Origin of the sequence: Streptomyces hygroscopicus subsp. hygroscopicus, from assembly GCF_001553455.1 — a bacterium.
Classification (GTDB): Bacteria; Actinomycetota; Actinomycetes; order Streptomycetales; family Streptomycetaceae; genus Streptomyces; species Streptomyces hygroscopicus.
On record NZ_BBOX01000098.1, the window covers coordinates 26,144 to 48,965 of the forward strand.

The window sequence follows — 22,822 nt, forward strand, 5'->3', positions numbered from 1 at the left end:
CCTCGCCCGCCTCTTCACTGATCTTGAGTGCGCGCAGCAGGCGGGCGACCTCGGGCGCGGCCGCGCCCGCTGCGTCGAGCCGCTCGACGAGTCGGGCGACGGTGCCCCATGCGGTGTCTTTCATGCGCGCCCAGCTGTGGTGTGGGGGAGGCTCCATCGGGTTCCGTCGGGGATGTGCCAGACGTAAGCGCTTCCGTCCGCTTCACGGGCGTACCCGAACCGGTCCTGCGACGGGCGGCCGACGTCGTTCCACCAACGCCAAGCCGACTCGGCCTGCTCCCAGAGTTCGGCGTCACCGCCGTAGCTGACGGTGCCGGTGTTCTCGCCGGTCAGGGGTGCGCGGGCCCAAGATCCGTCGGGCTGCTGAATCTGGATGGCCATGGTGCCTGTGGTGTCGTCGAGGTGGTACACGAATTCCGCCTCGGGCAGGTGGAAGGCGAGCAACAGGCGGAAGGGGTAGTGACCGCGGATGTTCTCGGCGGTGACCACCGTGGGTCGGGTTTCTGCTTCCGGTGCCCGTTCAGGTCGCGGGGGCGGGGCGTAGGTGCGTGCGTCGGTGCGGGCTGCCATGAAGCGGCCGGCGGTGGTGGTGAAGTGGCCGAGGGCGCGCTGTTGCTCGTCGACGGCGAGGCGGACGAGGCCACCCTCGATGCCGAGGGCGACGTCGACGACAAGAATGGTTCCGGGCTTGCTCTGGTCGATCCACGCTTGAGGGATGGCGGGCACGGAACAGGTGGCGATGATCCGGTCGAACGTGTCCCCGGTGGGGTAGCCCCGCGTACCGTCGCCCGCGATGACTTGTGGGGTGCATCCGGCGTCGGTGAGGCGCTGCTGTGCGGCCTCGACGAGGACGGGGTCGACGTCGATGGAGTGCACGAGGTGTTCCCCGAGGCGTGCGCACAATAGGGCGGCGTTGTAGCCGGTGCCGGTGCCGATTTCGAGAATCCGGTGTCCATCTTCGGCGTTGAGGTCTTCGAGCATGCCGGCCATGAGGCTTGGCAGAGTGCTGGACGAGGTCGGGACGCCGGTCCATGCCGTCTCGTCGACCTGCTCGGCGGTGGCCGGGTCAAGGGCGGTCACGAGGGTCTGGTCGCGGTAGACGGCGGCGAGGGCGTCCTCGGCGGTGGTGGCGCGGTGCTCGCGCCAGACGGTGATGCCTTTGTCGTTGGTCTCCTGCTCGAACCACTGGGGGACGAACACATGGCGGGGGACATTCGCGAACGCTTCTGCCCAGGGGCGGGTGCGGATGGCGCCGGCCTGAGTGAGTTCGTCGGCGAGGGCCGTCATGTAGGGGCGGGCCTGGTCGAGGGCTGCGGCGTTCATCGGGAGACTCCTTGCAGTTCGTCGGCGATGGCCTGGGCGATGGGCAGGCCGGTTGCGTGCTCGATCCAGTCCCACTGCCCGCACGGATTCGCTTCCAGGTAAGTCCACACCCCGTCGGGGCTGACGACGAAGTCGAAGGCCGCGAACCGGAGGTCAAGGCGATCCATGTAGCGTCGTACGCCCTCGACGACGTTGGGTGGGGCTGTGCCGATCCGGTACGTGAGCGAGCGGTAATCGCTGCGCCAGTCCGTATGTGCGGCGTCGCTGCCCGCGTGGACTTCGGCGGCGAACAGCCGGTCGCCGACGACCGTGAGCCGCACCTCGTACGCCTTGTCGACCCACGCTTGGAACAGGTGCGCGGTGGTGTCGATGCCGCGCAGGTCGGCGAGGTCGTCCTCGGTGACACGACGGGTGTACACGGCCTTGAACTGGTCGTCTTCGATGAACACAGGCGTGGCCACCGGCTTGCAGACGATCGGACCGGTTACGTCGCCGACGAACGCGCGGACGGCATCGCGGCTGTTGGTGATGAGCGTGGGCGGAACGGTCAAGCCGCAGGTTCGAGCGGTGGCGAGCTGAAGCGGCTTGTACTCGGCGCGGGACATGGCGGCGGGGTGGGAGACCCATCGGCAGTCGAGGGCGGTGATGATGCCGCCGAGTCCGGCGCGGGCCTGCGCGGCGGCGAACCGGTGCTCGGGTTTCGACATGGTCGCGGGCAGGCTGAACGGGTTCGGGGCGCGGTAGTAGACGGCGGAGACATCGGCGAGGCTGACGGCGCGGTGAGCGGTGGTGAGTCCGCCGGACCACCCTCGTCGAGCGTCGATACGCCCGGCGAGGGTGACCTCTTGCGGGAACTCGGCGGTGTCCATGCGGAACACCTCCGCTCCACCGTCCGTGAGTGCCTTAACGACGCGGTCGGTCGGCCAGTCGTCGCGCGCTGCGATCACGAGAACGGTGGGCATGAGGGCATCAGTCCTTCGCGCCCTCGTCGAGCGGCGGGGGGTTCTTCACATTGCCGTCGGGAACCGTGGGGTTGTGGGTTTGCATGTAGGGGAGCGGGCCGTCGTACAAGCCCCGGGACATCTGTAACTCGTTGTCGTAGACGGCCGGCGGCTTCACGATCGCCTGCGTGGCGTCGGGAACGCGGGCGAAACGGAGAATCCATGGGCGCGTGTACGGTCCGCTCGGCGGTGCGCTGCTGTACGGGATGCGCCCACCCTCGGGCGCGAGCGGAAAGGCTTCTCTCACATCAGCGGTGGCTGTTGTCATTCCGCATTCCTTCCTGTGACAGGTCGGCCGCGCCCCGATGGCGTGGCCTCGGTGGTCGTGCGGTGCGAATCGCCCCGTTCCCGGAGGCGGGCACGGGCAAGGCACGGGCGTTCGCCGTTGGCGCATGCGCCGACGCTGCGGCCGGGTAGCCTCGTTCAAGCCGTCGAGCAGCATCACGGGGCCGCCTTCATTTCGGCCCAGCAGCGCTTACGGTTCGGCCGCCGTGCGGGGCCCAACAGGTCGTAGCCCCACCGGTCGGCAAGAACGTCGACCAGGATCAGGCCCCGCCCGTCGGTGTCGTCGCCGCCGGGGGCGCGCAGCATCGGCACCCGGGACGGGTCCATGTCCACGATCGCCAGGTACAGCCGGTCATGCGCCGGGCGGTCCACGATCACGCGCAGGCTGTGCCCCCGGGCGTGGTTCACGGCGTTGGTGACGAGTTCGGACATCGCCAGCGCGGCGGTTTCCGCCGTCTCATCGCCGAGGCCCCACGCGGCGCACGCCGTGCGGACCAGGCCGCGCGCCACGGACGCCGTCTCTTTTGTGCGCGGGTGGGTCTCGCTGTAGCCCTGGCATCCCGTCGCGCGGGCTCTGCTTGCCGTCATCGTCATGGATCACGCCTTGGTCAGGGGGCGGGGGAAAAACCGCGCCGGTCCTTCTTGGGGCTGGGGGTGAAGAAACCGGTGCGACTGTCAACCGGCCGCCCGATCTCGATCACCGAACGGCCGGTAATCACTCAACTCCAGCGCGTGCATCGGGGTAAGGGAGCAGAGTGGAGGCACGGTTGAACTGGTTGAACACAGCTCGGGGGTGGGAATGGCACGACGACTGCGCACGCCGAACAGGGCTCTCGCGGGCCTGATGCAGACGGAGGGGATCGGAAACGCGCAGCTGGCGCGGCGCACAAACGCCGTCGGAAAGGAACTCGGGGTCACGCTGCATTACGACAAGTCGAGCGTGTCGCAGTGGCTCGCCGGCAGTACGCCGAAGCCGCAGGCACGGCCCGCGATCCTCGAAGCGCTCTCCCGACTCGCCGGGCGGCCGGTAACGTCCGCCGAAGTCGGCTGGGGGGACGGTCCGGCCGAAGAGCGCGATGTTGTTTCGGGAGTGATGGCGCTGAGCCGAGCGGATATGGACCCGTCCCGCCGCAGCGTGCTGACTGCGGCTATGTACGCGGCCACGCTGGTGGTCCCCACATACGACGAGCTGGCCGGAGAACCGGACCAGCGGGTGAAGGGCACCAGCGCGGGGCGCATTCTTCGTATCGGTATGAGCGACGTTGAGACCGTGACCAGGATGACCGACAAGGTCGCCGAGATCCTGGATGAGCTCGGAGCTGGTCACGCTCGGCCGATGGCGGCGGCGTTCATCACCAACACCATCGGCACCTATCTGCACGCTGACGCCTCGGACAAGGTGCGTAAGGCCATGCTCGCGGCCGTCTCGGACTTCGTGTACCTCACGGGCTGGATGGCGATGTACGAGATGAAGCAAGGGCTCGGGCAGAAGTACTACCTGCGCGCGCTCGACCTCGCGGCGAGCGGCGAGGACCACATCACCTACTGCCGGACCCTGCGAGGCATGTCCTTGCAGGCGTCCCACCTCGGCTACGGACCGAAGGCCCTGGAACTCGCGGACGCGGCGGCGGAGGCCGCACCCGCATCCGGGCCGCGTCTGGTGGCGTTCCTGCGTGGGCAGCAGGCCGCCGCGGCGGCGATGACCGGCGACCGGAAAACCGCTGTGACGCGCTTGCGTGAGACGGAGGCCGCCCTGGCTCAGGCGGACAACCGGCGGGATGCCGTGGGTGGGTACGACGAAGCCGCCTTCCACTTCCACGAGGCGCACGTCAGGTGGTCACTCAAGGACGGGCCGGGCAGCATCAAGGCCCTGCGCCGCTCCAACGCCGCCCGCAGCCTCCAAGAACGTCAGGGGCGAGTGCACTGCCTTGGGGTGATCGCTCAACGGCAGATGGCCATGCGGCACGTCGAGGCAGCCTGTGCCACCTGGAACGAGTTTCTCGACGAGCACCAGATGATCAGCTCTGCGCGGGGGGATGAGCACATGAGAAACCTGCGCACCGGCCTCAAGCCGTATGCGTCGCTGCCGGTTGTGCGCAGCGTCACCGAACGGGCGCGCGAAGTCGCCCATCTGAAGGCAGCTTGAAATAAAGATCTGAGACGGTGAGGCCGTCCGGACCCGGGGGGTGGTCCGGACGGCCTCGGCTCAGAAGCGGATCACGCCGTCGGTACGGGGGGCACACCGTCGGCGCGGGATGTCGATCACGCCCTGAGCGCTGGGTGTCGCCCACGTCCGCCGTGAGCGAAGCGAGGTCGATCGCGCCTCCGGAGAGGCGAGGTCGACGATCGCGCCTCCGGGGTGGCGAGGGCGATCACGCCGTGAGCGACGCGACGTCGGGCACGGCGTGAGCGACACGACGTTGGCCACACCGTGACCGACACACGTTGGTCAGCCCGTGAGCGACGCGATGTCGATCACGAAGCGGTACCGCACATCGCTGCTCACGACCCGGTCGTAGGCTTCGTTGATCTGGTCGCCGTTGATCAGCTCGATCTCCGCGCCCAGACCGTGCTCGGCGCAGAAGTCCAGCATCTCCTGGGTCTCCCGGATGCCGCCGATCTTCGACCCGGCCATCGACTTGCGGCCCATGATCAGCGAGAACTGGCTGAAGGCGCTGGGGTTCTCCGGCGCGCCCACGTGCACCAGCGTGCCGTCCCGCTTCAGCAGCGACAGGTAGCCGTCCAGCGGGAGGTTCGCCGAGGTCGTGTTGACGATCAGGTCGAACGTGCCGGCCAGCTCGGTGAAGGTGGACTCGTCGCTGGTGGCGTAGAAGTGGTCGGCGCCCAGTCGCAGCCCGTCGTCCTTCTTGCGGAGCGTCTGGCTCAGCACGGTCACCTCGGCGCCCATCGCGTGGGCGATCTTCACGCCCATGTGGCCGAGGCCGCCGAGGCCGATGATGGCGACCTTCTTGCCGGGGCCGGCGTTCCAGTGGGCCAGCGGGGAGTAGAGGGTGATCCCGGCGCACAGCAGCGGGGCCGCGACGTCCAGCGATATCCCCTCGGGGATGCGCAGCGCGTAGTTCTCGTCGACCACGATGTGGGTGCTGTAGCCGCCGTAGGTGGGGGCGCCGTCGTACTCCTTGCCGTTGTACGTCGGCACCTCGCCCTTGAGGCAGTACTGCTCCTCACCGGCGAGGCAGTTCTCGCACTCGCGGCAGGAGTCGACGAAGCAGCCCACGCCGACCCGGTCGCCCACGGCGTACTTGGTCACACCGGAGCCGACCTCGGCCACCACACCGGCGATCTCGTGGCCGGGCACCATCGGGAAGAGGGCAGTGCCCCACTCCTCGCGGACCTGGTGGATGTCGGAGTGACAGATGCCGGCGTAGGCGATCTCGATGAGGATGTCGTGCTCGCGCAGTGCGCGGCGCTCGATCGTGGTCTTCTCCAGCGGGGCCTTCGGAGCGGGGGCTGCGTAGGCGGTGACGCTGGTGGTCATATCAGGTATCTCCATGAGAGGAACGAGAGGAACGAGAGGAATGTGAAGTACGGGGGGACGGGTGGGAGGAGGGGGAATCGTCACGGGACGCCGCCCCCGATGGACGCGCCGGTGAAGGGGACGCGGAGGGACCGGGACTCGCGGACGGAGCAGCGGTCCAGCTGGCCAGCAGCCGCAGCGCCTCCTCCGAGGGCGACCCCGGCTCGACCGTGTAGATGCACAGCGCCTGGTCCGGATCGCCGGGCACGGTCACGTTCTCGTAGGCCAGTGTCATGTCCCCCACCACGGGATGGTGGTAGAGCTTGACGCCGTGGGTCTTCTCCCGCACGTTGTGGTCCGCCCACCACTTGCGGAACTCCTGGCTCTTGATGGTCAGCTCGCCCACCAGCTCGGTCAGCCGGGGATCGTCGGGATGACGCCCGGCCTCCAGCCGGAGGGAGGCCACCATCTCCGCCGCGACCGTCTCCCACTCCGGCCACAGCTCACGGGCCGCCTCGTCGAGGAACATGAAACGGGCCATGTTCCGCTCGTGGTACGGGAGCGCCTCGAAGTCGATGATCAGCGCCCGGGCCAGCCGGTTGGCGGCCAGGACATCGCCCCTGCGCCCGAGCACGAAGGCCGGGGAGACCCCGTCGAGCGTCCGCAGCAGCGCGTGCACCCCGGGCCGCACCCGCTGGGGGCGGGGCGGCCGGCGGCGCACCGTACGGCGCGGGCGCGGCCGGGCCAGCTCGAAGAGGTACGCGCGTTCGGTGTCGTCCAGCTGCAGCGCACGGGCCACGGCGTCCAGTACCGCCTCCGACACATTGAGGTGGCGGCCCTGTTCCAGACGCGTGTAGTAGTCCGTGCTCACCCCGGCCAGCTGCGCCAACTCCTCGCGGCGCAGCCCCGGCACCCGGCGCGGGCTGTCATTGCTCACGCTCACGCCCGCCTCCCCAGGGCTCAGCCGTGCCCTGCGGGTCCGCAGGAACTCACTGAGCTCGGTGTTGCGGTCCATGGGTTCCAGTATTGGCAACGGAAGCGCCACCCGAGCGTGCCAAAGTAGGTCTGCTGGACCTAGGCCGGGCGGGGCCAGGCGGGCCGTCGCCGCTCGTATGCTTCGTGGCGCTCGCACGGGAGAGTAGCGGCGGGAAGCTGTGGACGCCGCTCGTGGGCGGGTCCGATAGACCGTGACAGCGCGCTCCGGGTCGCACTGCGGCTCCTGCGACCGCTCGGCACGCCAAGCCTCGGGCTGGTGCCGCGTCAGCCAGGGGTCGTCCCGCTCGCCGCCCTGGCACGCACGCTCGCCGCGTTGGCCGAAAGCCCGAGGAGGCCCACGGCGAGGGCTTCCGGCCGCCGTGCGATCGCACGCACCAGGACGCCTCGCTACCGGGCAAAACCCGATGAACGCGGCATTAGTCGCGGATTCCGTAGCGATCGAGGAACATGGCGATTCCCTCTTCGACGACCACGTCGAACGGCGGCATGTTCATGACGTCCGGCCCGATCGCCATGACCTGCGGCCAGATGATGAATTCCTGGACGAGTCCCAGGAATTGGTGTGCCGCCAGGCCCGGGGACGGGCAGTTGATCTTCCCTGTCTCGTGCAGACGCCGCAGGCAGTCGGTGAGTGCCTTGGTCAACGGCTCCTTGCCGACCCGGTAGAACTCCTCGGCGATCCACGGGCTCCGGCGGGACTCGGCGATCACCAGCCGCGTGAAGGCGACCTGATCCGTGTCCTCGATGAAGGTCAGAAGGATCTCGGAGAACTGGCGCAGGAATCCGGCCGGGTCGCCGCCGCTCCCCAGGCTCTGATCGAGGCGCGTCGACAGATCTCCGAGCGGCAGGCTGGACCAGTGGTGCTCCATCACGGCACGGAAGACCGCTTCCTTGCTCCCGAACTGGTTGTAGACCGTCTGCCGGGCGACCTCGGCCTGTGTGGCGACCCGTTCGAGGTTCACGCCGTCGTAGCCGTCCCGGAGGAAGAGTGCCTTCGCCGCCGCGAGGATCTTCAGTCGGTTGCGGGAGCGGCCCTTGCCTTGCCGGGCGGGCTGGGAGGGCGCGGGGTCCACCGTCAAGCACCTCTTTCTGTACTGGACGCACCAGTCTAGTGCGGCGACGTGTTGCTCCGGGACCTGTCGAAGCTCTTGCCAACAGCCCAACCTGGACTCTACTGTCCAGTCTAACTTCCCGGGAGGAGAATATGCGGTTCGGCCTAGAAGGAGAAGAATGCGATCTTTCTCAGGGGTGCCCGACTCCTCCGTCGCGGCACGGCTCGACCGGCTGCCGATCACCAGGCTCCACAAGCGCTTCGCCGGCGTCATGGCGCTGGGCAACTTCTTCGAGATCTACGAGCTGTTCCTCGCCGGAGTGCTGGCGACCACACTGAAGACGACCTTCGCCCTGGGCGGCTTCGAGCTGTCGCTTGTTCTGGCCTCGGCGTTCGTCGGAGCCTTCGTCGGAGCCGTGGTGATCGGGCGGCTCGCGGACCGTGTCGGACGGCGGACCGCCTACATGGTCACGCTGACCCTGTACTCCGCGGCCACGCTCGCCTGCGCCCTGGCCCCGGACCTGTGGACGCTCGTGATCTTCCGCTTCGTGGCCGGCATCGGCCTGGGTGGGGAGTTGCCGGTGACGGACTCGTTCCTGGGGGACATCCTCCCGCCGGCCCGGCGCGGCTACTACGTGGCATGGGCGTTCACGGGTGCCTACCTCGCCGTCCCCGCCGTGGGCTTCCTGGGCCTGGTGCTGGTGGACGGCGCTCCGCTCGGTGTCGCGGGATGGCGCTGGATGTTCGCCATCGGGTCGCTCGGAGCCCTGCTGACGTTCCTGGTGCGCAGAGGTCTGCCCGAGTCACCCCGCTGGCTGGAGTCGGTCGGACGCACGGCGGAGGCCGACGCCGTCACCAGCCGCTTCGAGAAGGCCGCCGAGGCCGAAGGATGGACATCTCCCGCGGTCTCCGACGAGTCCGAGCGGCGGGACGTCGCGGCAGAACCGGTGCCCGTCCGCGCCATCTTCCGCCGCCCCCTCGCCCGGCGCACGGTGATCATGGCGATCCTCTGGATCCTTGCGCCCGTCGGCTTCTACGGTTTCGGCAACCTCGCCACGCTCGTCCTCGCCGACAAGGGATTCGACCTCGGGACGTCGCTGACCTATCTGACCTTCTCGTTCATCGGCTATCCGCTCGGCTCCTATCTGTCCATGCTCATCATGGAGAGGGCAGAGCGGAAGTGGATCCTGTCCGCGTCGCTGGTGGGTATGGCGGTGTTCGGGCTCGTATACGGGAACGCCCGCTCGGCGGCCGCGATCATCGCCTCGGGTTTCTGCTTCACCGTGGTGGCCAACGTCATGTCGAATTCCGGCCACATCTACCAGCTGGAACAGTTCCCCACGAGTGTGCGCACCACCGCCACCGGCTGGCTGTACTCACTGAGCCGGCTCTCGACAGCGGCGGCCCCCTTCTACCTGGTCCCCCTCCTGGACGCCTACGGAGCGGCGGTCGCCTTCACCGTCGTCGCCGCGGCGATGCTGCTGGCGGCCGTCTCGATCGTCTTCGGCGTGCGGACCACGGGGCTGGGGCTGGAATCCATCTCGGCTCCGGTCCGCGCCGCCGTCGCCGAGCCGGACGCCCCCGCAGGGGCCACATCCCCCGCCAGGCCCGCCACATCCCCCGCCAGGTCCGCCGCGTCCCCCGCCGGGTCCGCCGTCCCCGTCATTCCCGAAAACACGCACTGACCTCCGTCGGCCCGCCGGCCCACCACCAGGAAAGGAACACCCCAGATGCCAGAGATCCTCTGGAACCGCATGACAGCTCGCGCCCTCAAGGAACTGGCAGCCCAGGACGCACCGGTGCTGCTCCCCGTGGGCTCCACCGAGCAGCACGGTCCGCACCTGCCCACCGGTGTCGATGATTTCCTCAGCGCGGAGGCATGCCGACGGGCAGCCGGGGTCATGGTCGCCCAGGGCAGGCCGGTGGTCGTCGCCCCGTCCCTCTGGTGCGGGCTGGCGGACCATCACGTCGCGTTCGGCGGCACCTTCACCCTCACCCTGGCGACGTACCACGCGCTTTTGCGCGATGTGTGCCGCTCCATCCTCATGGCCGGTTTCAGCAAGATCCTGATCGTCAACGGCCACGGGGGCAATATCACGGCCCTGAACGCCATCAGCGGTGAAATCTCCCGGGAACTGTCCGCTCCCATCGCCGTCACCAGCTACTTCATGGCCGGGCAGGAGCGGATCGCGGAGATCCTCGAGGACCAGGACACACTGATGCACGCCTGCGAGGGCGAGACATCCATGGCGATGGCGATCGCGCCGGACCTGGTCGACGAGGGACGGCTCGCCGAGGCGGTCGGCCCGGAGATCGCGCTGCAGTCGGACCCGAGCGAAGCGATCCACGTACCACGGCCGTTCCACACGGTCACGTCGTCGGGGGTGGCGGGTGACGCGCGGAGGGCGTCCGCGGAGAAGGGCGAAGCCATTTTGGACGCCTGCGCCGAGGCCATCGCCGAATGGCTGATGAAATGACCCTGGGCCCGGCGGACACATCCGCTGGGCTGACCGTGGTGTACGCAGGTACGCGGGTACGGGGTACGCCCGCCCGCTCGGACGCGGGACGAGCACGGGACGGGCACGAGCGGGAGGCACCTCCCGGCACGGCGGGGACGGAGCGAGGGAAGGGGCATCGACATGACGCAGGCGCCGAAGCAGGACGGCTATGCGGCTGAGTACCGGCGCAGCCTGGAGGATCCGGAAGGCTTCTGGCTGGACGCCGCCCGCGCCATCGACTGGGACGTCGCGCCGACCCGGGCCCTCGACGACTCGCGGGCCCCGCTGTACCGGTGGTTCCCGGACGGGCGGTTGAACACCTGCCACAACGCTCTGGACCGCCACGTCGACGCCGGGCGCGGCGAGCAACTCGCGCTGGTGTACGACAGTCCGGTCACCGGCCGCAAGTCGGCGTTCACCTACCGGGAGTTGCGGGACGAGGTCGCGCTGTTCGCCGGAGTGCTGGCCGGACTCGGCGTGACCGAGGGCGACCGCGTCGTGATCTACATGCCGATGATTCCCGAGGCGGTCGTCGCCATGCTGGCCTGCGCCCGCATCGGCGCCGTCCACTCGGTCGTCTTCGGGGGATTCGCCGCGCATGAGCTGGCCGTGCGCGTCGACGACGCCCGCCCCAAGGTCGTCATCGCCGCCTCGTGCGGTATCGAGCCGACCCGCGTCGTGCCGTACAAGCCGCTCCTGGACGAGGCCCTCGCCCTGGCCGAACACCAGCCGGAGCACTGTGTCATCCGCCAGCGGCCGCAGTGCCCGGCGGACATGAGCGGCCGTGACCTCGACTGGGACCAGGCCATGGCGACCGCCGAGCCGGTCGGCTGCCGCCCAGTGGCCGCCACCGACCCGCTGTACATCCTCTACACCTCCGGCACCACCGGCCGGCCCAAGGGCGTGGTGCGCGACAACGGCGGCCACGCGGTCGCGCTGCGCTGGTCCCTGGAGAACGTGTACGACACCCATCCCGGTGAAGTCTTCTGGGCGGCCTCGGACGTCGGCTGGGTCGTCGGCCACTCCTACATCGTCTACGCTCCGCTGCTCACCGGCTGCACCACCGTGCTCTACGAGGGGAAGCCCGTCGGCACTCCGGACGCCGGTGCGCTGTGGCGGGTGATCGCCGAGCACCGTGTGACGGCGCTGTTCACCGCACCGACGGCGATCCGCGCGGTGAAGAAGGAGGACCCGCGCGGAGCGCTTCTGCACGCCCACGACATCGGATCGCTGCGCCACCTGTTCCTGGCCGGCGAGCGGCTGGATCCGGAGACCTACCGCTGGGCCACCGACCTGCTCGGCGTTCCGGTGGTCGACAACTGGTGGCAGACCGAGACCGGCTGGCCGATCGTCGCCAACCCCATGGGGCTGGAGCCGCACCCGCTCAAGGCCGGTTCGCCCACCGTGCCCATGCCCGGCTACGACGTGCGCATCCTCGACACGACGGGCCGCGACGTGCCGCCGGGCGCCGACGGCGCGGTGGCGATCCGGCTGCCGCTGCCGCCCGGCACGCTGCTCACCGTGTGGCAGGACGACGCACGATATGTGCGCTCGTACTTGTCCACCTACAGCGGCTACTACCTCACCGGCGACGGCGGACGCAAGGACGAGGACGGATACGTCTACGTCATGGGCCGCATCGACGACGTGATCAACGTGGCCGGGCACCGGCTGTCCACCGGCGCGATGGAGGAGGTGCTCGCCGCCCACCCGGATGTCGCCGAGTGCGCCGTCGTCGGCGTCACCGACCCGCTCAAGGGACAGGTGCCGCGCGGTCTCGTCGTGCTCAAGGGGGGCCTCGACCGCGATCCGCGGGCGATCGCCACGGAACTCGTCGCCGCGGTCCGGGAGAGGATCGGCCCCGTGGCGGCGCTGCGCCGGGTCGACGTGGTCGCGGCGCTGCCCAAGACGCGTTCGGGCAAGATCCTGCGTCGCACCATGCGCGACATCGCCGACGGCCGAAACCCCGAACTGCCCTCCACCATCGACGACCCGGCGGTGATCGAGGCGCTGCGACCGGTACTCCGCGACGACCCCCAGCACCTATGAGGGACTGGCGGACGAGCGACCCGAGGAGTGGGAGCGGACGCCGTACGCCATCGTGTTCGGGTCTTGGCCGTGGTCGTCGGCGTGCCAGCGTTGTGGATCAGCATGCGGTTCTCGAGGGGCCTGGCCACTCGAGGTACCGGTCGCGGACAAGATCCGCCGGATGGGCCACAGGCGGAACGGCTGAGCGGTACGCGCGCTCTGGCCGGTCGCGTGGATCGACCGCGAAGGCGGCATGGAGCTGTCGCTGTTCGAGCGACGGCTGTCCGCGCCGGCCCGCAGCCGGACAGAGGCTCTGGCGGTCCCGCGGAGCAGGACCCCATCGACGCTGCCGTCAGGGCGGGTGATCCCCTCCTTCTTGTTCTTCTTGCAGGCGCTGGTGTCGCCGGCCCTGCACAGCTTGGCGAACTCGGCTCACCCAAGGGCCTGGCACCTGGCCTCGATGTCCTCGGTCTGTCGTTCGATGGCGGTCTTCCTCCTGGACGCCTCCTTCCGGGCCCGTCGGTCTTCGTTAATGTCATGCCTGGAGAGACGTAGGTATCCGCCCGGTCGCTGTGGTACGTACTGCGCGTAACCCGCAGAGAGGTCGAGGGTGGTCGTGCGGCCTCGCTCGCGTAGCCGCGTGATCACTGGGTCGTCGATACCGGATACGGCGGACAGGTCAAGCGTGTTGGCCGTGAAGGGAGTAGGGGACATGGCGACGCCTCCTAGCAGCGGGGGTCCGGCAGAAATGCCCGGGGTCGGGTACTACCCCGATCCGTCCATCCCTGGGTACATCCGGTACTGGAACGGCGCGGCCTGGGTGCCCGGCACCAGCCGTCCCGCCCCGGCCGAGGGCGAGGCCATGCCCGCGCCGCCGCCCGGGATCACCCACACCCAGGTGATCAGCCCGGCGCCGGACCAGACGGGCCCGATGTTCCTGGACGAGGAGCCGGCGCCGCCCGCCGCCGAGGAGACCGGCAGCGCACTGCCCGAGCTGCGCCGCAGCGCCGAGATGGACGTCCGGGGCGCGGGCGGGCCGCCCGAGGCGGCCGGGGGGCTGGCGGCCCAGCCGGTGCCGCCCGGCGGGGTCCCGGCGTCCGTCGACTGGAACGATCCCCAGCGGCTGCACGGCAGCCGCCCCGGGTCCGGGTCGGCATGGCAGGCCGACGCCTCCCGGCAGAGCGGGTTCGGCGGGGACCAGGACCGCCGGGTCTCCTGGGGCGCCGAGACGGACACCCCCGGCGGCGCCCAGGCCGAGGCGGGGCAGCGGCCCGGGGTGCCCGATCCGCGGCGGGCGGACCCCGGTGCGGGCGGCGGTCGCGACGAGGGCACATTGACCATGCGCGCGGACGGGAGCGCGGGGACGGGGGACCGTTCGACGCAGGCCCTGCCGCCCGTGCGCCAGACCCCGGAGCTGCCCCCGGCGGAGGGCGGGGAGACGTCCGACCCGGCGGGCGACGGGACGATGACGATCCGCGCGGTGGGGAGCGGCGGCGCGGCACCCACGAAGGGCCGGGGCCAGGGGCAGGACCAGGGCCAGGGCGGGGGCCAGGCGTCCGGCCGGGACGACGGGACGCTCACGATCCGGGCGGTCGGCCGCGGCGGCTCGCGCAAGGGCGCCGAGGCGGCGCCTCCGGCCCAGCCCCCGCAGCACCCGCAGCCCCAGCGATCCCAGCAGTCTCCGCAGCCTCCGCAGGCACCTCAGCCTCAGCCTCATCAGCAGCCGCACCAGCCGCAGCAGCCCTTCGGCGGGATTCCCGCCCAGAGCGGTGGCCCGGTCTGGCAGCGGCAGGGGCACCAACTCGCCCCGCAGCCCGGCCCCCAGGGCGTGCCGCAGGCCACCCCGCACGGGGCGCCGCCGGGCGGGCCCGAGAGCGTCATCCCCTGGAAGCCGCCCGTCGACAACCCCTTCCTCCAGGCCGCCCAGGCCCTGGGCCGGCCCGCCTCGCTCGGCCGCCGCCTCGCCGCCCGGCTGATCGACACGGTCGTCCTGCTCGGTCTCGTCGGCGCGGTCGCGTTCCCGCTGTGGGGCAAGGCGAGCGACCACATCGACGAGAAGGTCGAGACGGCCAAGCAGAGCGGCGAGACCGTCACCGTCTACCTCCTGGACGGCACGACCGGCGGCTATCTCGGCATCGTCCTCGGTCTGCTGCTCGTCCTCGGCGTCGTCCTGGAGGCGCTGCCGACCGCCAAATGGGGCCTCACCCTGGGCAAGAAGCTGTGCGGCGTGCGGGTGCTGGACATCGAGGAGCACGACAGCCCGTCCTTCGGCGCCGCGCTGCGCCGCTGGCTGGTCTACTCGGTGCTGGGGGTGCTCGTCATCGGTGTGGTGAACGTGGTCTGGTGCCTGTTCGACCGCCCGTGGCGGCAGTGCTGGCACGACAAGGTGGCGCGCACCTTCGTCGCGACGGCCGACTGACCCGCCGCTCGCGACGGCCGCCTCGCTCGCCGCTCGTGACGGCCGCCTGATCCGCCGCTCGTGACGGCCGCCTGGCCGCCGCCCTGTCCGCCTCAGCCGCCTTGCCCCGCCCCATCGCCCGTCCACGTCCGGTTCGCCCCGTCCGTCCCGCCCGCCCCAACGCCTGACCGCCGCCCCGTTCGCCTCAGCCGTCCCGCCTACTCAACGCCCGTCCACGTCCCGTCCGCCTCAGCCGCCCCTCCCGCCCCAACGCCCGTCCACGTCCCGTTCGCCCCACTCCCCTCCCGCCCCGACGCCCCTCCCGTCCGCTTCAGCCGTACCGCCCACCCCGGCTGAGGCGGATGGACGATCCCGGTCGCCCGAACGGGGCGCGCCGGATGCGGCGGCACCGGCTCCGGGGTCGACTCGGGCCATGAGCACCGACCAGCCGCCCCCCGGCCCCGACGCGCCCCGGGACCGGGACAGCAGCGACCCGTCCGCCGAACATCCGCGTGCGAACGGCTCCCCGTACGGCGAGCGCGCCGCCGGGACCGATCCGTACGCCGGGATGCCCCCGCTCGGGCACCTCGGCCGCCGTCTGATCGCGCGGATCATCGACGCGCTGCTCATCGGCATCCCGGTCGGACTGGTCATGAGCGTGGTCGTCGGCGGCTACGACCCGGTCGACGGCAATGTCCGCTCGACCACGGTCACGCTCGTCTACGTCCTGGTCTACTTCCTGTACGAGGGGCTGATGCTGACCCGGGACGGCCAGACCGTCGGCAAGAAGGCGATGAGGATCCGGGTCGCCATACTGGCGAACGGCCAGCCACCGGTCGGCCAGGCCGGCTGGGTGCGCGCCGCGGTGTACGCGCTGCCGGAGATCGTGCCCTGCTGCGGCTTCCTCTTCTGGCTGATCAATGTGTTGTGGTGCACCTGGGACCGGCCGTACCGGCAGTGTCTGCACGACAAGGCGGCCAAGACCGTCGTGGTCTCGGCCGTGCCCTGAGCTGCCGGGACGCCACCCTGAGGTTCCGGCCCGCCGGGCGCGCTGGTGTAATCGGGGCATGACCCCCGACCCGCTGCCCCCGCCCCCGCACGCGTTTCCGCCCGGGATGGCACCGCTGGCCACTCCCGGTCAGCGCTTCGCCGCCCGGCTCCTCGACACGCTCGTCCTCGGTGCGATCTGGACGGTGGCGCTCACGGCGACCGGCGCGCTCCAGTACACGATGGACCACCCGGGCGAGCAGCACATGGGGAAGGTGTTCCTCGCGCTCATCATCACGATGGCGGTCTACTTCGGCTACGAGGGCGTCATGCTGGCCCGCAGCGGGCAGACGCTCGGCAAGAAGGCCCTGCGCATCCGGGTGGCGATGCTCTCCGACGGGGATGTGCCGGCCGGTCAGGGCTGGGTGCGCGCCGCGGTCTATGTCCTGCCCGGGATGCTGGTCCCGCTGCTCGTCGGCACGGTCTTCTGGCTGGTCAACTCGGCCTCACTGCTGTGGGACAAGCCGTTCCAGCGCTGTCTGCACGACAAGGCCGCGCGGACCGTCGTGGTGTCAGCCCTGCACTGAGTCGGCGTGGGCGCGGGTGCGGGTCCGCGCCGGGCCGGCCGGTCCGGACCCCGCCAGCGGGCGGTTGGTGCGGACGGTGCGGCTGGGGCGGGAGACCCGAGCCACCGGCACGGTGACGGCGACGAGGAGCCCGAGGGCCAGCCCGACCACGGTGACCACGGCCACGCCGAGCCCCGAGCGGGTCTGGGACAGCAGCAGCATGGCGAAGGTCGACAGGACGACGGTGGCCGAACCGTAGGCGAGCTGTGCAGGAGTCGGACGCGGCATGGCGGGATCCGTCCTCAAGGGATATGCGGGGGGCATGAGTCAGGCTGATGTGCACCGTCAACATGACTCTACGGTGCTGAATGCCCGAGGGGAACGGAAGTAAGCGTGACCTCACCTACCGTGCCGTTGCACGGGGGGCGCACGGAATCACCGGATGTTCCAACCGGCTCGCACGGCGCGCCCATTGACGTCCGGTAAGCGGAACGCCGGGTTCGCAGAACGTACTTGTCCCATCAGCCCAAGTCAAGGTCTGTCTTTTCCCCTGCCACTCCGGTCAAATGTCCGGCACCGGTGTGGAAAGGGGAGGACTGAGCGAGTGAACAGCCAACGGAGGACGGTCAGATCGGCCGCCATAGCCACAGTGGTGGCCGCGCTCGGCGCGGCGGCGCTCTCGACCGGCATGGCACAGGCGGACGCACCGTCTACGCGTGTTGAGCGCCATGACCCGGCGCCCGCGAAGACGGATGTCGACCACGATCTCGAGGGTCCGTACAGCAAACAGCAGGAAGCGCAGCGCCAGGAGGCACTGCGTCAGGTCATCTCCGGGGACGCCAAGGCGACCACGCGCGGTGCGTCGAAGGTGGTGAAGCTCGGCAAGGGCAAGTACGTCGAGCTGGCCCGCGAGAAGACCGACAAGATCTTCACCATCCTGGTCGAGTTCGGCGACAAGGTGGACGACACCACCATGTACGACCCGGACGGGGACGGCCCCGAACCGCCGGTGAAGAAGTACGGCGGCGACCCGGGCCCGGCGCACAACACCATCGCCGAGCCGGACCGCGCCGACGACAACAGCACGGCCTGGCAGAAGGACTACAACCGCGAGCACTTCCAGGACCTCTACTTCTCCACGGACAAGAAGAAGGAGTCCCTGAAGAAGTACTACGAGAAGCAGTCCTCGGGCCGCTACTCCGTGGACGGCGAGGTCTCCGACTGGGTCAAGGTCGACTGGAACGAGGCCCGCTACGGCTCCAACTACTGCGGCGACACCAACTGCGCCAACGCCTGGGACCTGATCCGTGACGGCGTCAACCAGTGGGCCAAGGACCAGAAGGCGGCCGGCCGCACCGACGCGCAGATCAAGGCGGACCTGGCCCAGTACGACCAGTGGGACCGCTACGACTACGACGGCGACGGCGACTTCAACGAGCCCGACGGCTACATCGACCACTTCCAGATCGTCCACGCCGGTGAGGACGAGTCCGCGGGGGGCGGGGCCCAGGGCGAGGACGCCATCTGGGCGCACCGCTGGTACGCGTACGGCACCGACGCGGGCCGGACCGGCCCGGCGGAGAACAAGTCGGGCGGTACGCAGATCGGCGACACCGGCATCTGGGTCGGCGACTACACCATGCAGCCGGAGAACGGCGGCCTCGGCGTCTTCGCCCATGAGTACGGCCACGACCTGGGCCTGCCGGACGAGTACGACACCACCGGTAAGGGGGAGTCGTCCGTCGCCTTCTGGTCGCTGATGTCCTCGGGCTCCTGGCTCGGCACCGGTAAGGACGCCATCGGCGATCTGCCGGGCGACATGAACGCCTGGGACAAGCTGCAACTGGGCTGGCTGAACTACGCCACGGCCAAGGCCGGCAAGAAGTCCACCCACGCCCTCGGGGTCGCCGAGTACAACACCAAGAACAAGCAGGCGCTGGTCGTCGAGCTGCCCGCCAAGGCCGTCACCACCGAGGTGGTCGCCCCAGCCGAGGGCTCCAAGCAGTGGTGGAGCGGGATGGGCGACGACCTGAAGAACACCCTGACCCGGTCCGTGGACCTCACCGGCAAGTCCAAGGCCGTCCTGGACCTCCAGGGCTGGTGGGACATCGAGGAGAACTACGACTACCTCTACACCGAGGTCTCCACGGACGGCGGCGCCAACTGGACGCCCGTCGACGGCACCGCGGACGGCACGGCCATTCCGCGCGACGCCGGCGACAAGCCCGCGCTGACCGGCACCTCGGGGGCGTACAAGAAGCTCTCCTTCCCGCTGGACGCCTACGCGGGCAAGAAGATCGAGCTGCGCTTCCGCTACCAGACCGACGGCGGGGTGGCGCAGAAGGGCTTCGCCGCCGACGCGATCACCCTGACCGCGGACGGCGCCCCGGTCCTCAGCGACGGCGCCGAGGGCGATGACAACGGCTGGACCGCGAACGGCTTCTCGCGCATCGGGGCGTCCTTCAGCAAGGACTACCCGCAGTACTACATCGCCGAGAACCGCCAGTACGTGTCGTACGACACAACCCTGAAGACCGGTCCGTACAACTTCGGCTGGACGTCCAGCCGGCCCGACTGGGTCGAGCACTACCCGTACCAGAACGGCCTGCTGATCTGGCAGTGGGACACCTCGCAGCCGGACAACAACGTCGGCGTCCACCCGGGCAGCGGCCTGATCCTGCCGATCGACGCGCACCCCACCCCGGAGAGGTGGGCGGACGGCACGCTGATGCGCAACCGGGTCCAGGCGTACGACTCGCCCTTCAGCTGGTTCCCGTCGGACGGCTTCACGCTGCACAAGGACGGTACGGGCGCGAAGGTGAAGCCGAAGCCGGGCATTCCGGTCTTCGATGACCACAAGGGAACGTACTGGGACAAGAGCAATCCGACCGGCAGTGTGAAGGTTGCTGACACCAACACCCGGATCAAGATCCTCAAGGAGCTTCCGGGTGGCTCGACCATGACCGTCCAGGTCGGACCGTCCGCCTCCTAGATCCACACCATCTGCGTCTTCGCAGGTCACGGCGGTAGCGGCCGTCGCCCCCTAGCGGGCGGCGGCCGTTCGCGTTTAGATGCCCCTAGACCTTCTTGTTGACACGACGTCTCACGGGGGACATGACCCGCAATGGCCGATGGAGGATTCACCAAGCTGCCGGGCGGCAGCGTGGTGGTCGCACTGACGCTGCCCCGCCCGCTGGGCGAGGGCGGCGTCCGCGTCCTGGTACACGCCGCGAACCGCCAGCGAGCCCTGACCAGGCTCCGCAATCTCGGGCTCCGCGCCGTCTATCTGCGCGGCAACACCGCGCCGCCGACACCCGACGAGGTGACGGCGGTGCTGCACCACCCCGACGGGCTGGTCTGGCGCACCGCGCCGGACCGCGGAGGGGAGCTCTGGCACCCGATCGCCGCCCTTCTCAGACCGGCGGCCCCGGCGCCGTCCTAGCGCCCCGGGCCCGAGGGCGGGCCCGGGGGCCCGAGGGCGGGCCCGGGGCCCGAAGGGACGCTCTCGGCGGCCTGGGGCCCCGGGACCCCGAGAGCGCCTGGAAGGCGCTCAGAGCCGCCGCTGAGCCCTCCGGGCGGTGGGCTATGGCTAAGCCCAAGCCCTCGGGGGTGGGCTCGCCGCTGTGCCGCCCGGTTCTGGCGCCTCCGGCGGTCTCGGGGGTGGGCTCGCCGCCGTACTGCTCAGTCCTGGCGCCTCCGGTGCCCTCGGTATGCCGGGCTCGCCGCTGTGCCGCCCGGTCCCGGCCTTCCGGCGGTCTCGGTATGCCGGGTTCGCCGCTGTGCCCGGTTCTGGCGCCTCGTCCGGCGTCTTCGGGTGCCGGGCTCGCCGCCGTACTGCCCGGTTCCGGCTCCTTCGGTGCTTTCGGGGGTGGGCTCGCCGGGGTCGCCCGGTCCCGGCCCCTCGTCCGGCGTCCTCGGGTCCCGGGCTCGCCGCCGTACTGCCCGGTTCCGGCGCCTCCGGCGCCCCGTCTCAGACGACCGGCTTGCCGCTGAGCTCCACGCCGGCCGCCCGCAGCTCCTCCAGGGCGCGCTCCGTCGTGCCCGCGGCGACACCCGCGGTCAGGTCCAGCAGGACGTGTGTCGCGAACCCCTCGCGGCGCGCGTCCAGCGCCGTGGCGCGCACGCAGTGGTCGGTGGCGATGCCCACCACGTCCACCTCGGTGACCTCCCGCTCGCGCAGCCACTGGGCGAGCGGGACGCCGTGCTCGTCGACGCCCTCGAAACCGCTGTAGGCCGCCGCGTAGGCGCCCTTGTCGAAGACCGCCTCGATCGCGCCGGAGGCGACGGCGGGCGCGAAGTTCGGGTGGAACCCGACGCCCTCGGTGCCCGCGACGCAGTGCGCCGGCCAGCTGTGCTCGTAGTCCGGGCGGTCCGAGAAGTGATCGCCCGGGTCGATGTGGTGATCACGGGTGGCGACGATGTGGCGGTAACCGGGCGTCGCCTCCCCGATCAGATCGGTGATCGCGGCGGCGACGTCCGCGCCACCCGTCACCGCGAGGCTTCCGCCCTCGCAGAAGTCGTTCTGGATGTCGACGACGATCAGTGCCCGGTGCATGGCGCGCGCCTTCCGGTACGGACAGGACCGGGAAACGACTCGGCCCGAAGCGGATGTTGTGGTATCGGTTGCGGTTGTCACCGAGGGTAGACACTCGGGGCTGTCCGCGGCAGTGGGCATCGGCGCGTTTCCTTCAGGTACGCCTCATGCCCCGCGCCCGGGGCGGATCCGCCGCGGGACCGTCTCTTACCAGCCTTATGTCAGCCTTATACCGGCTTTACCGGCTTTACCGGCTTATGCCGACCTTATATCGGCCCTGGGCCGGTCTCATGCCCCTCGTGCCGACAGGTACTCGGTGGGGATGACCGCCTCCCCGCGCGAGAGCTGGGTCGCGGACAGCGGCAGCCCGGCGCGGGCCGCCGTGTGCCGGTCCCGTGCCGCGTCCAGCGGTTCCCGGCCCACGATCTCGCCGCCGCGCACCAGCTCCACCAGCAGCTGATGACCGGCCAGCTCCCGGGAGACCTCACCGGTGCCGATCACCTCGGCCTCGGCCACCCCGTGTTCGTCCACCCGGCGCGCGGCCCATTTGCGGCCGCCCAGTGAGGACTTCGCGCCCATGGACTTCTTGGCCACCGGCAGCAGCGGCGCGTCCCTGTCGTCCGAACCGGCCCGCGCGACCAGCTTGTAGACCATCGAGCAGGTGGGGTGACCACTGCCGGTGACCAGCTGGGTGCCGACGCCGTAGGCGTCCACGGGGGCCGCGGCCAGCGAGGCGATCGCGTACTCGTCGAGGTCGCTGGTCACCACGATCTTGGTGCCCTTGGCGCCCAGTTCGTCGAGCTGCTGGCGCACCCGGTGGGCGAGCAGCAGCAGGTCCCCGGAGTCGATCCGTACGGCGCCCAGGTCCTGGCCGGCCACCTCCACGGCGGTGCGCACCGCCTCGGCGACGTCATAGGTGTCCACGAGCAGGGTGGTGTCGCTGCCGTGTGCCCGCACCTGCGCGGTGAAGGCGTCCCGCTCGCTGTCGTGCAGCAGGGTGAAGGCGTGGGCGCTGGTGCCCACGGTGGGGATGTTGTAGCGGAATCCGGCCGCGAGGTCGGAGGTGGTGGCGAAGCCCCCGACGTAGGCGGCGCGGGCGGCGGCGACGGCGGCCAGTTCATGGGTGCGGCGGGCGCCCATCTCGATCAGCGGCCGGTCGCCGGCGGCGATGGACATCCGGGACGCGGCGGCGGCCACCGCGGAGTCGTGGTTGAGGATGGAGAGGATGACCGTCTCCAGCAGCACCGCCTCGGCGAAGGTGCCCTCCACCCGCATGATCGGCGAGCCGGGGAAGTACACCTCGCCCTCGGGGTAGCCCCAGATGTCGCCGCGGAAGCGGTAGTCGGCGAGCCAGGCGAGGGTCGATTCGTCCACGATCCGCTGCTGGGAGAGGAAGTCCAGGACGCCGCCGTCGAAGCGGAAGTTCTCGACGGCGTCCAGCACCCGCCCGGTGCCCGCCACGACGCCGTAGCGGCGGCCCTCGGGGAGGCGCCTGGTGAAGACCTCGAAGACCGAGCGGCGGTCGGCGGTGCCCGCCCGCAGCGCGGCCTGCAGCATGGTGAGTTCGTACCGGTCGGTGAAGAGTGCGGTCGACGGCACGTCCACCGGCAGTCCCAAGTCCGCAGTGTCCATGGTTGACGATGCTACCTCCCGTACTCGTCAGAGTGACGAGATCTG

The 22,822-nt window shown here is 70.3% G+C and carries 19 protein-coding genes; 9 read left to right on the forward strand and 10 right to left on the reverse strand.

The annotated features are described in order from the left end of the window. Positions 1-120: 120 nt before the first annotated feature. From AXW62_RS10985 to AXW62_RS11000, 4 genes are all read right to left on the reverse strand, one after another. The gene (locus tag AXW62_RS10985; protein ID WP_060944334.1) at positions 121-1,323 is read right to left on the reverse strand and encodes a methyltransferase domain-containing protein; all 1,203 of its coding nucleotides are present in this window, start codon (positions 1,321-1,323) and stop codon (positions 121-123) included. Beyond that, complete coding sequence (gene tgmB, locus AXW62_RS10990) at positions 1,320-2,285, reverse strand: ATP-grasp ribosomal peptide maturase (protein ID WP_060944335.1); 966 nt, start codon at positions 2,283-2,285, stop codon at positions 1,320-1,322. Before tgmB ends, AXW62_RS10985 begins: the two co-directional genes overlap by 4 nt. A gap of 7 nt (positions 2,286-2,292) precedes the next feature. Further along, a complete protein-coding gene (locus AXW62_RS10995) occupies positions 2,293-2,592 on the reverse strand; it encodes a hypothetical protein (RefSeq protein ID WP_060944336.1) in 300 nt (99 codons plus the stop codon). A gap of 173 nt (positions 2,593-2,765) precedes the next feature. Further along, positions 2,766-3,203 (reverse strand): ATP-binding protein, encoded by a 438-nt coding sequence (locus tag AXW62_RS11000; protein WP_060944337.1) that lies wholly within the window; start codon positions 3,201-3,203, stop codon positions 2,766-2,768. Positions 3,204-3,408: 205 nt separating this feature from the next. On the opposite strand from AXW62_RS11000, the gene AXW62_RS11005 reads away from it, so the two are divergent. Continuing rightward, positions 3,409-4,755: an NsdA family TPR-like regulatory protein gene (locus AXW62_RS11005; RefSeq protein WP_060944338.1), complete on the forward strand. Its 1,347-nt coding sequence runs from the start codon at positions 3,409-3,411 to the stop codon at positions 4,753-4,755. A gap of 303 nt (positions 4,756-5,058) precedes the next feature. Here AXW62_RS11005 and AXW62_RS11010 read toward each other — a convergent pair whose 3' ends face one another. From AXW62_RS11010 to AXW62_RS11020, 3 genes are all read right to left on the reverse strand, one after another. Then, entirely contained in the window at positions 5,059-6,108 is a 1,050-nt protein-coding gene (locus tag AXW62_RS11010; protein WP_060944339.1) for an NAD(P)-dependent alcohol dehydrogenase, read from the reverse strand. A gap of 1 nt (position 6,109) precedes the next feature. Continuing rightward, the gene (locus tag AXW62_RS11015; RefSeq protein WP_079115566.1) at positions 6,110-7,102 is read right to left on the reverse strand and encodes a helix-turn-helix transcriptional regulator; all 993 of its coding nucleotides are present in this window, start codon (positions 7,100-7,102) and stop codon (positions 6,110-6,112) included. Between the two features lie 397 nt (positions 7,103-7,499). Next, positions 7,500-8,156 (reverse strand): TetR/AcrR family transcriptional regulator, encoded by a 657-nt coding sequence (locus tag AXW62_RS11020; protein WP_060944340.1) that lies wholly within the window; start codon positions 8,154-8,156, stop codon positions 7,500-7,502. 157 nt (positions 8,157-8,313) lie between these two features. Between AXW62_RS11020 and AXW62_RS11025 the strand changes: the two genes are divergently transcribed. The 6 genes from AXW62_RS11025 to AXW62_RS11055 all read left to right on the forward strand — a co-directional run bounded on the left by AXW62_RS11025 (position 8,314) and on the right by AXW62_RS11055 (position 16,632). Continuing rightward, complete coding sequence (locus tag AXW62_RS11025; protein WP_079115567.1) at positions 8,314-9,819, forward strand: MFS transporter; 1,506 nt, start codon at positions 8,314-8,316, stop codon at positions 9,817-9,819. A gap of 45 nt (positions 9,820-9,864) precedes the next feature. Further along, on the forward strand, positions 9,865-10,611 hold the full coding sequence (locus AXW62_RS11030) for a creatininase family protein (protein WP_060944341.1): 747 nt from the start codon (positions 9,865-9,867) through the stop codon (positions 10,609-10,611). Between the two features lie 162 nt (positions 10,612-10,773). Then, complete coding sequence (locus AXW62_RS11035) at positions 10,774-12,681, forward strand: propionyl-CoA synthetase (RefSeq protein WP_060944342.1); 1,908 nt, start codon at positions 10,774-10,776, stop codon at positions 12,679-12,681. Positions 12,682-13,372: 691 nt separating this feature from the next. Further along, entirely contained in the window at positions 13,373-15,079 is a 1,707-nt protein-coding gene (locus AXW62_RS11045) for an RDD family protein (protein ID WP_063817562.1), read from the forward strand. 412 nt (positions 15,080-15,491) lie between these two features. Beyond that, the gene (locus AXW62_RS11050; protein ID WP_060944345.1) at positions 15,492-16,067 is read left to right on the forward strand and encodes an RDD family protein; all 576 of its coding nucleotides are present in this window, start codon (positions 15,492-15,494) and stop codon (positions 16,065-16,067) included. A gap of 58 nt (positions 16,068-16,125) precedes the next feature. Continuing rightward, positions 16,126-16,632, forward strand: coding sequence for an RDD family protein (locus AXW62_RS11055; protein WP_030839750.1), 507 nt, complete (start codon positions 16,126-16,128; stop codon positions 16,630-16,632). On the opposite strand, the gene AXW62_RS11060 is transcribed toward AXW62_RS11055, so the two are convergent. Beyond that, on the reverse strand, positions 16,618-16,899 hold the full coding sequence (locus AXW62_RS11060) for a hypothetical protein (protein ID WP_060944346.1): 282 nt from the start codon (positions 16,897-16,899) through the stop codon (positions 16,618-16,620). The genes AXW62_RS11055 and AXW62_RS11060 overlap by 15 nt on opposite strands. A gap of 316 nt (positions 16,900-17,215) precedes the next feature. On the opposite strand from AXW62_RS11060, the gene AXW62_RS11065 reads away from it, so the two are divergent. Both AXW62_RS11065 and AXW62_RS11070 read left to right on the forward strand, forming a co-directional pair. After that, positions 17,216-19,603 carry an immune inhibitor A domain-containing protein gene (locus AXW62_RS11065; RefSeq protein ID WP_060944347.1) on the forward strand — a complete coding sequence of 796 codons (2,388 nt, stop codon included), beginning with the start codon at positions 17,216-17,218 and terminating at the stop codon, positions 19,601-19,603. A gap of 132 nt (positions 19,604-19,735) precedes the next feature. Beyond that, positions 19,736-20,053 (forward strand): hypothetical protein, encoded by a 318-nt coding sequence (locus AXW62_RS11070; RefSeq protein ID WP_030839759.1) that lies wholly within the window; start codon positions 19,736-19,738, stop codon positions 20,051-20,053. A 528-nt stretch (positions 20,054-20,581) separates the two neighbouring features. Here the strand turns inward: AXW62_RS11070 and AXW62_RS11075 are convergent. Both AXW62_RS11075 and AXW62_RS11080 read right to left on the reverse strand, forming a co-directional pair. Next, entirely contained in the window at positions 20,582-21,166 is a 585-nt protein-coding gene (locus AXW62_RS11075; RefSeq protein WP_060944348.1) for an isochorismatase family protein, read from the reverse strand. A 267-nt stretch (positions 21,167-21,433) separates the two neighbouring features. Continuing rightward, positions 21,434-22,777, reverse strand: a complete 1,344-nt coding sequence (locus AXW62_RS11080; protein WP_060944349.1) for a nicotinate phosphoribosyltransferase — start codon at positions 22,775-22,777, stop codon at positions 21,434-21,436. Between the last annotated feature and the right edge of the window lie 45 nt (positions 22,778-22,822).

Bases quoted from the DNA above. Each gene is read 5' to 3' on its own strand.
- AXW62_RS10985 (WP_060944334.1), bottom strand. From the start codon at position 1,323: ATGAACGCCGCAGCCCTCGACCAGGCCCGCCCCTACATGACGGCCCTC.
- tgmB (WP_060944335.1), bottom strand. From the start codon at position 2,285: ATGCCCACCGTTCTCGTGATCGCAGCGCGCGACGACTGGCCGACCGAC.
- AXW62_RS10995 (WP_060944336.1), bottom strand. From the start codon at position 2,592: ATGACAACAGCCACCGCTGATGTGAGAGAAGCCTTTCCGCTCGCGCCC.
- AXW62_RS11000 (WP_060944337.1), bottom strand. From the start codon at position 3,203: ATGACGATGACGGCAAGCAGAGCCCGCGCGACGGGATGCCAGGGCTAC.
- AXW62_RS11005 (WP_060944338.1), top strand. From the start codon at position 3,409: ATGGCACGACGACTGCGCACGCCGAACAGGGCTCTCGCGGGCCTGATG.
- AXW62_RS11010 (WP_060944339.1), bottom strand. From the start codon at position 6,108: ATGACCACCAGCGTCACCGCCTACGCAGCCCCCGCTCCGAAGGCCCCG.
- AXW62_RS11015 (WP_079115566.1), bottom strand. From the start codon at position 7,102: ATGGACCGCAACACCGAGCTCAGTGAGTTCCTGCGGACCCGCAGGGCA.
- AXW62_RS11025 (WP_079115567.1), top strand. From the start codon at position 8,314: ATGCGATCTTTCTCAGGGGTGCCCGACTCCTCCGTCGCGGCACGGCTC.
- AXW62_RS11030 (WP_060944341.1), top strand. From the start codon at position 9,865: ATGCCAGAGATCCTCTGGAACCGCATGACAGCTCGCGCCCTCAAGGAA.
- AXW62_RS11035 (WP_060944342.1), top strand. From the start codon at position 10,774: ATGACGCAGGCGCCGAAGCAGGACGGCTATGCGGCTGAGTACCGGCGC.
- AXW62_RS11045 (WP_063817562.1), top strand. From the start codon at position 13,373: ATGGCGACGCCTCCTAGCAGCGGGGGTCCGGCAGAAATGCCCGGGGTC.
- AXW62_RS11050 (WP_060944345.1), top strand. From the start codon at position 15,492: ATGAGCACCGACCAGCCGCCCCCCGGCCCCGACGCGCCCCGGGACCGG.
- AXW62_RS11055 (WP_030839750.1), top strand. From the start codon at position 16,126: ATGACCCCCGACCCGCTGCCCCCGCCCCCGCACGCGTTTCCGCCCGGG.
- AXW62_RS11060 (WP_060944346.1), bottom strand. From the start codon at position 16,899: ATGCCGCGTCCGACTCCTGCACAGCTCGCCTACGGTTCGGCCACCGTC.
- AXW62_RS11070 (WP_030839759.1), top strand. From the start codon at position 19,736: ATGGCCGATGGAGGATTCACCAAGCTGCCGGGCGGCAGCGTGGTGGTC.
- AXW62_RS11075 (WP_060944348.1), bottom strand. From the start codon at position 21,166: ATGCACCGGGCACTGATCGTCGTCGACATCCAGAACGACTTCTGCGAG.
- AXW62_RS11080 (WP_060944349.1), bottom strand. From the start codon at position 22,777: ATGGACACTGCGGACTTGGGACTGCCGGTGGACGTGCCGTCGACCGCA.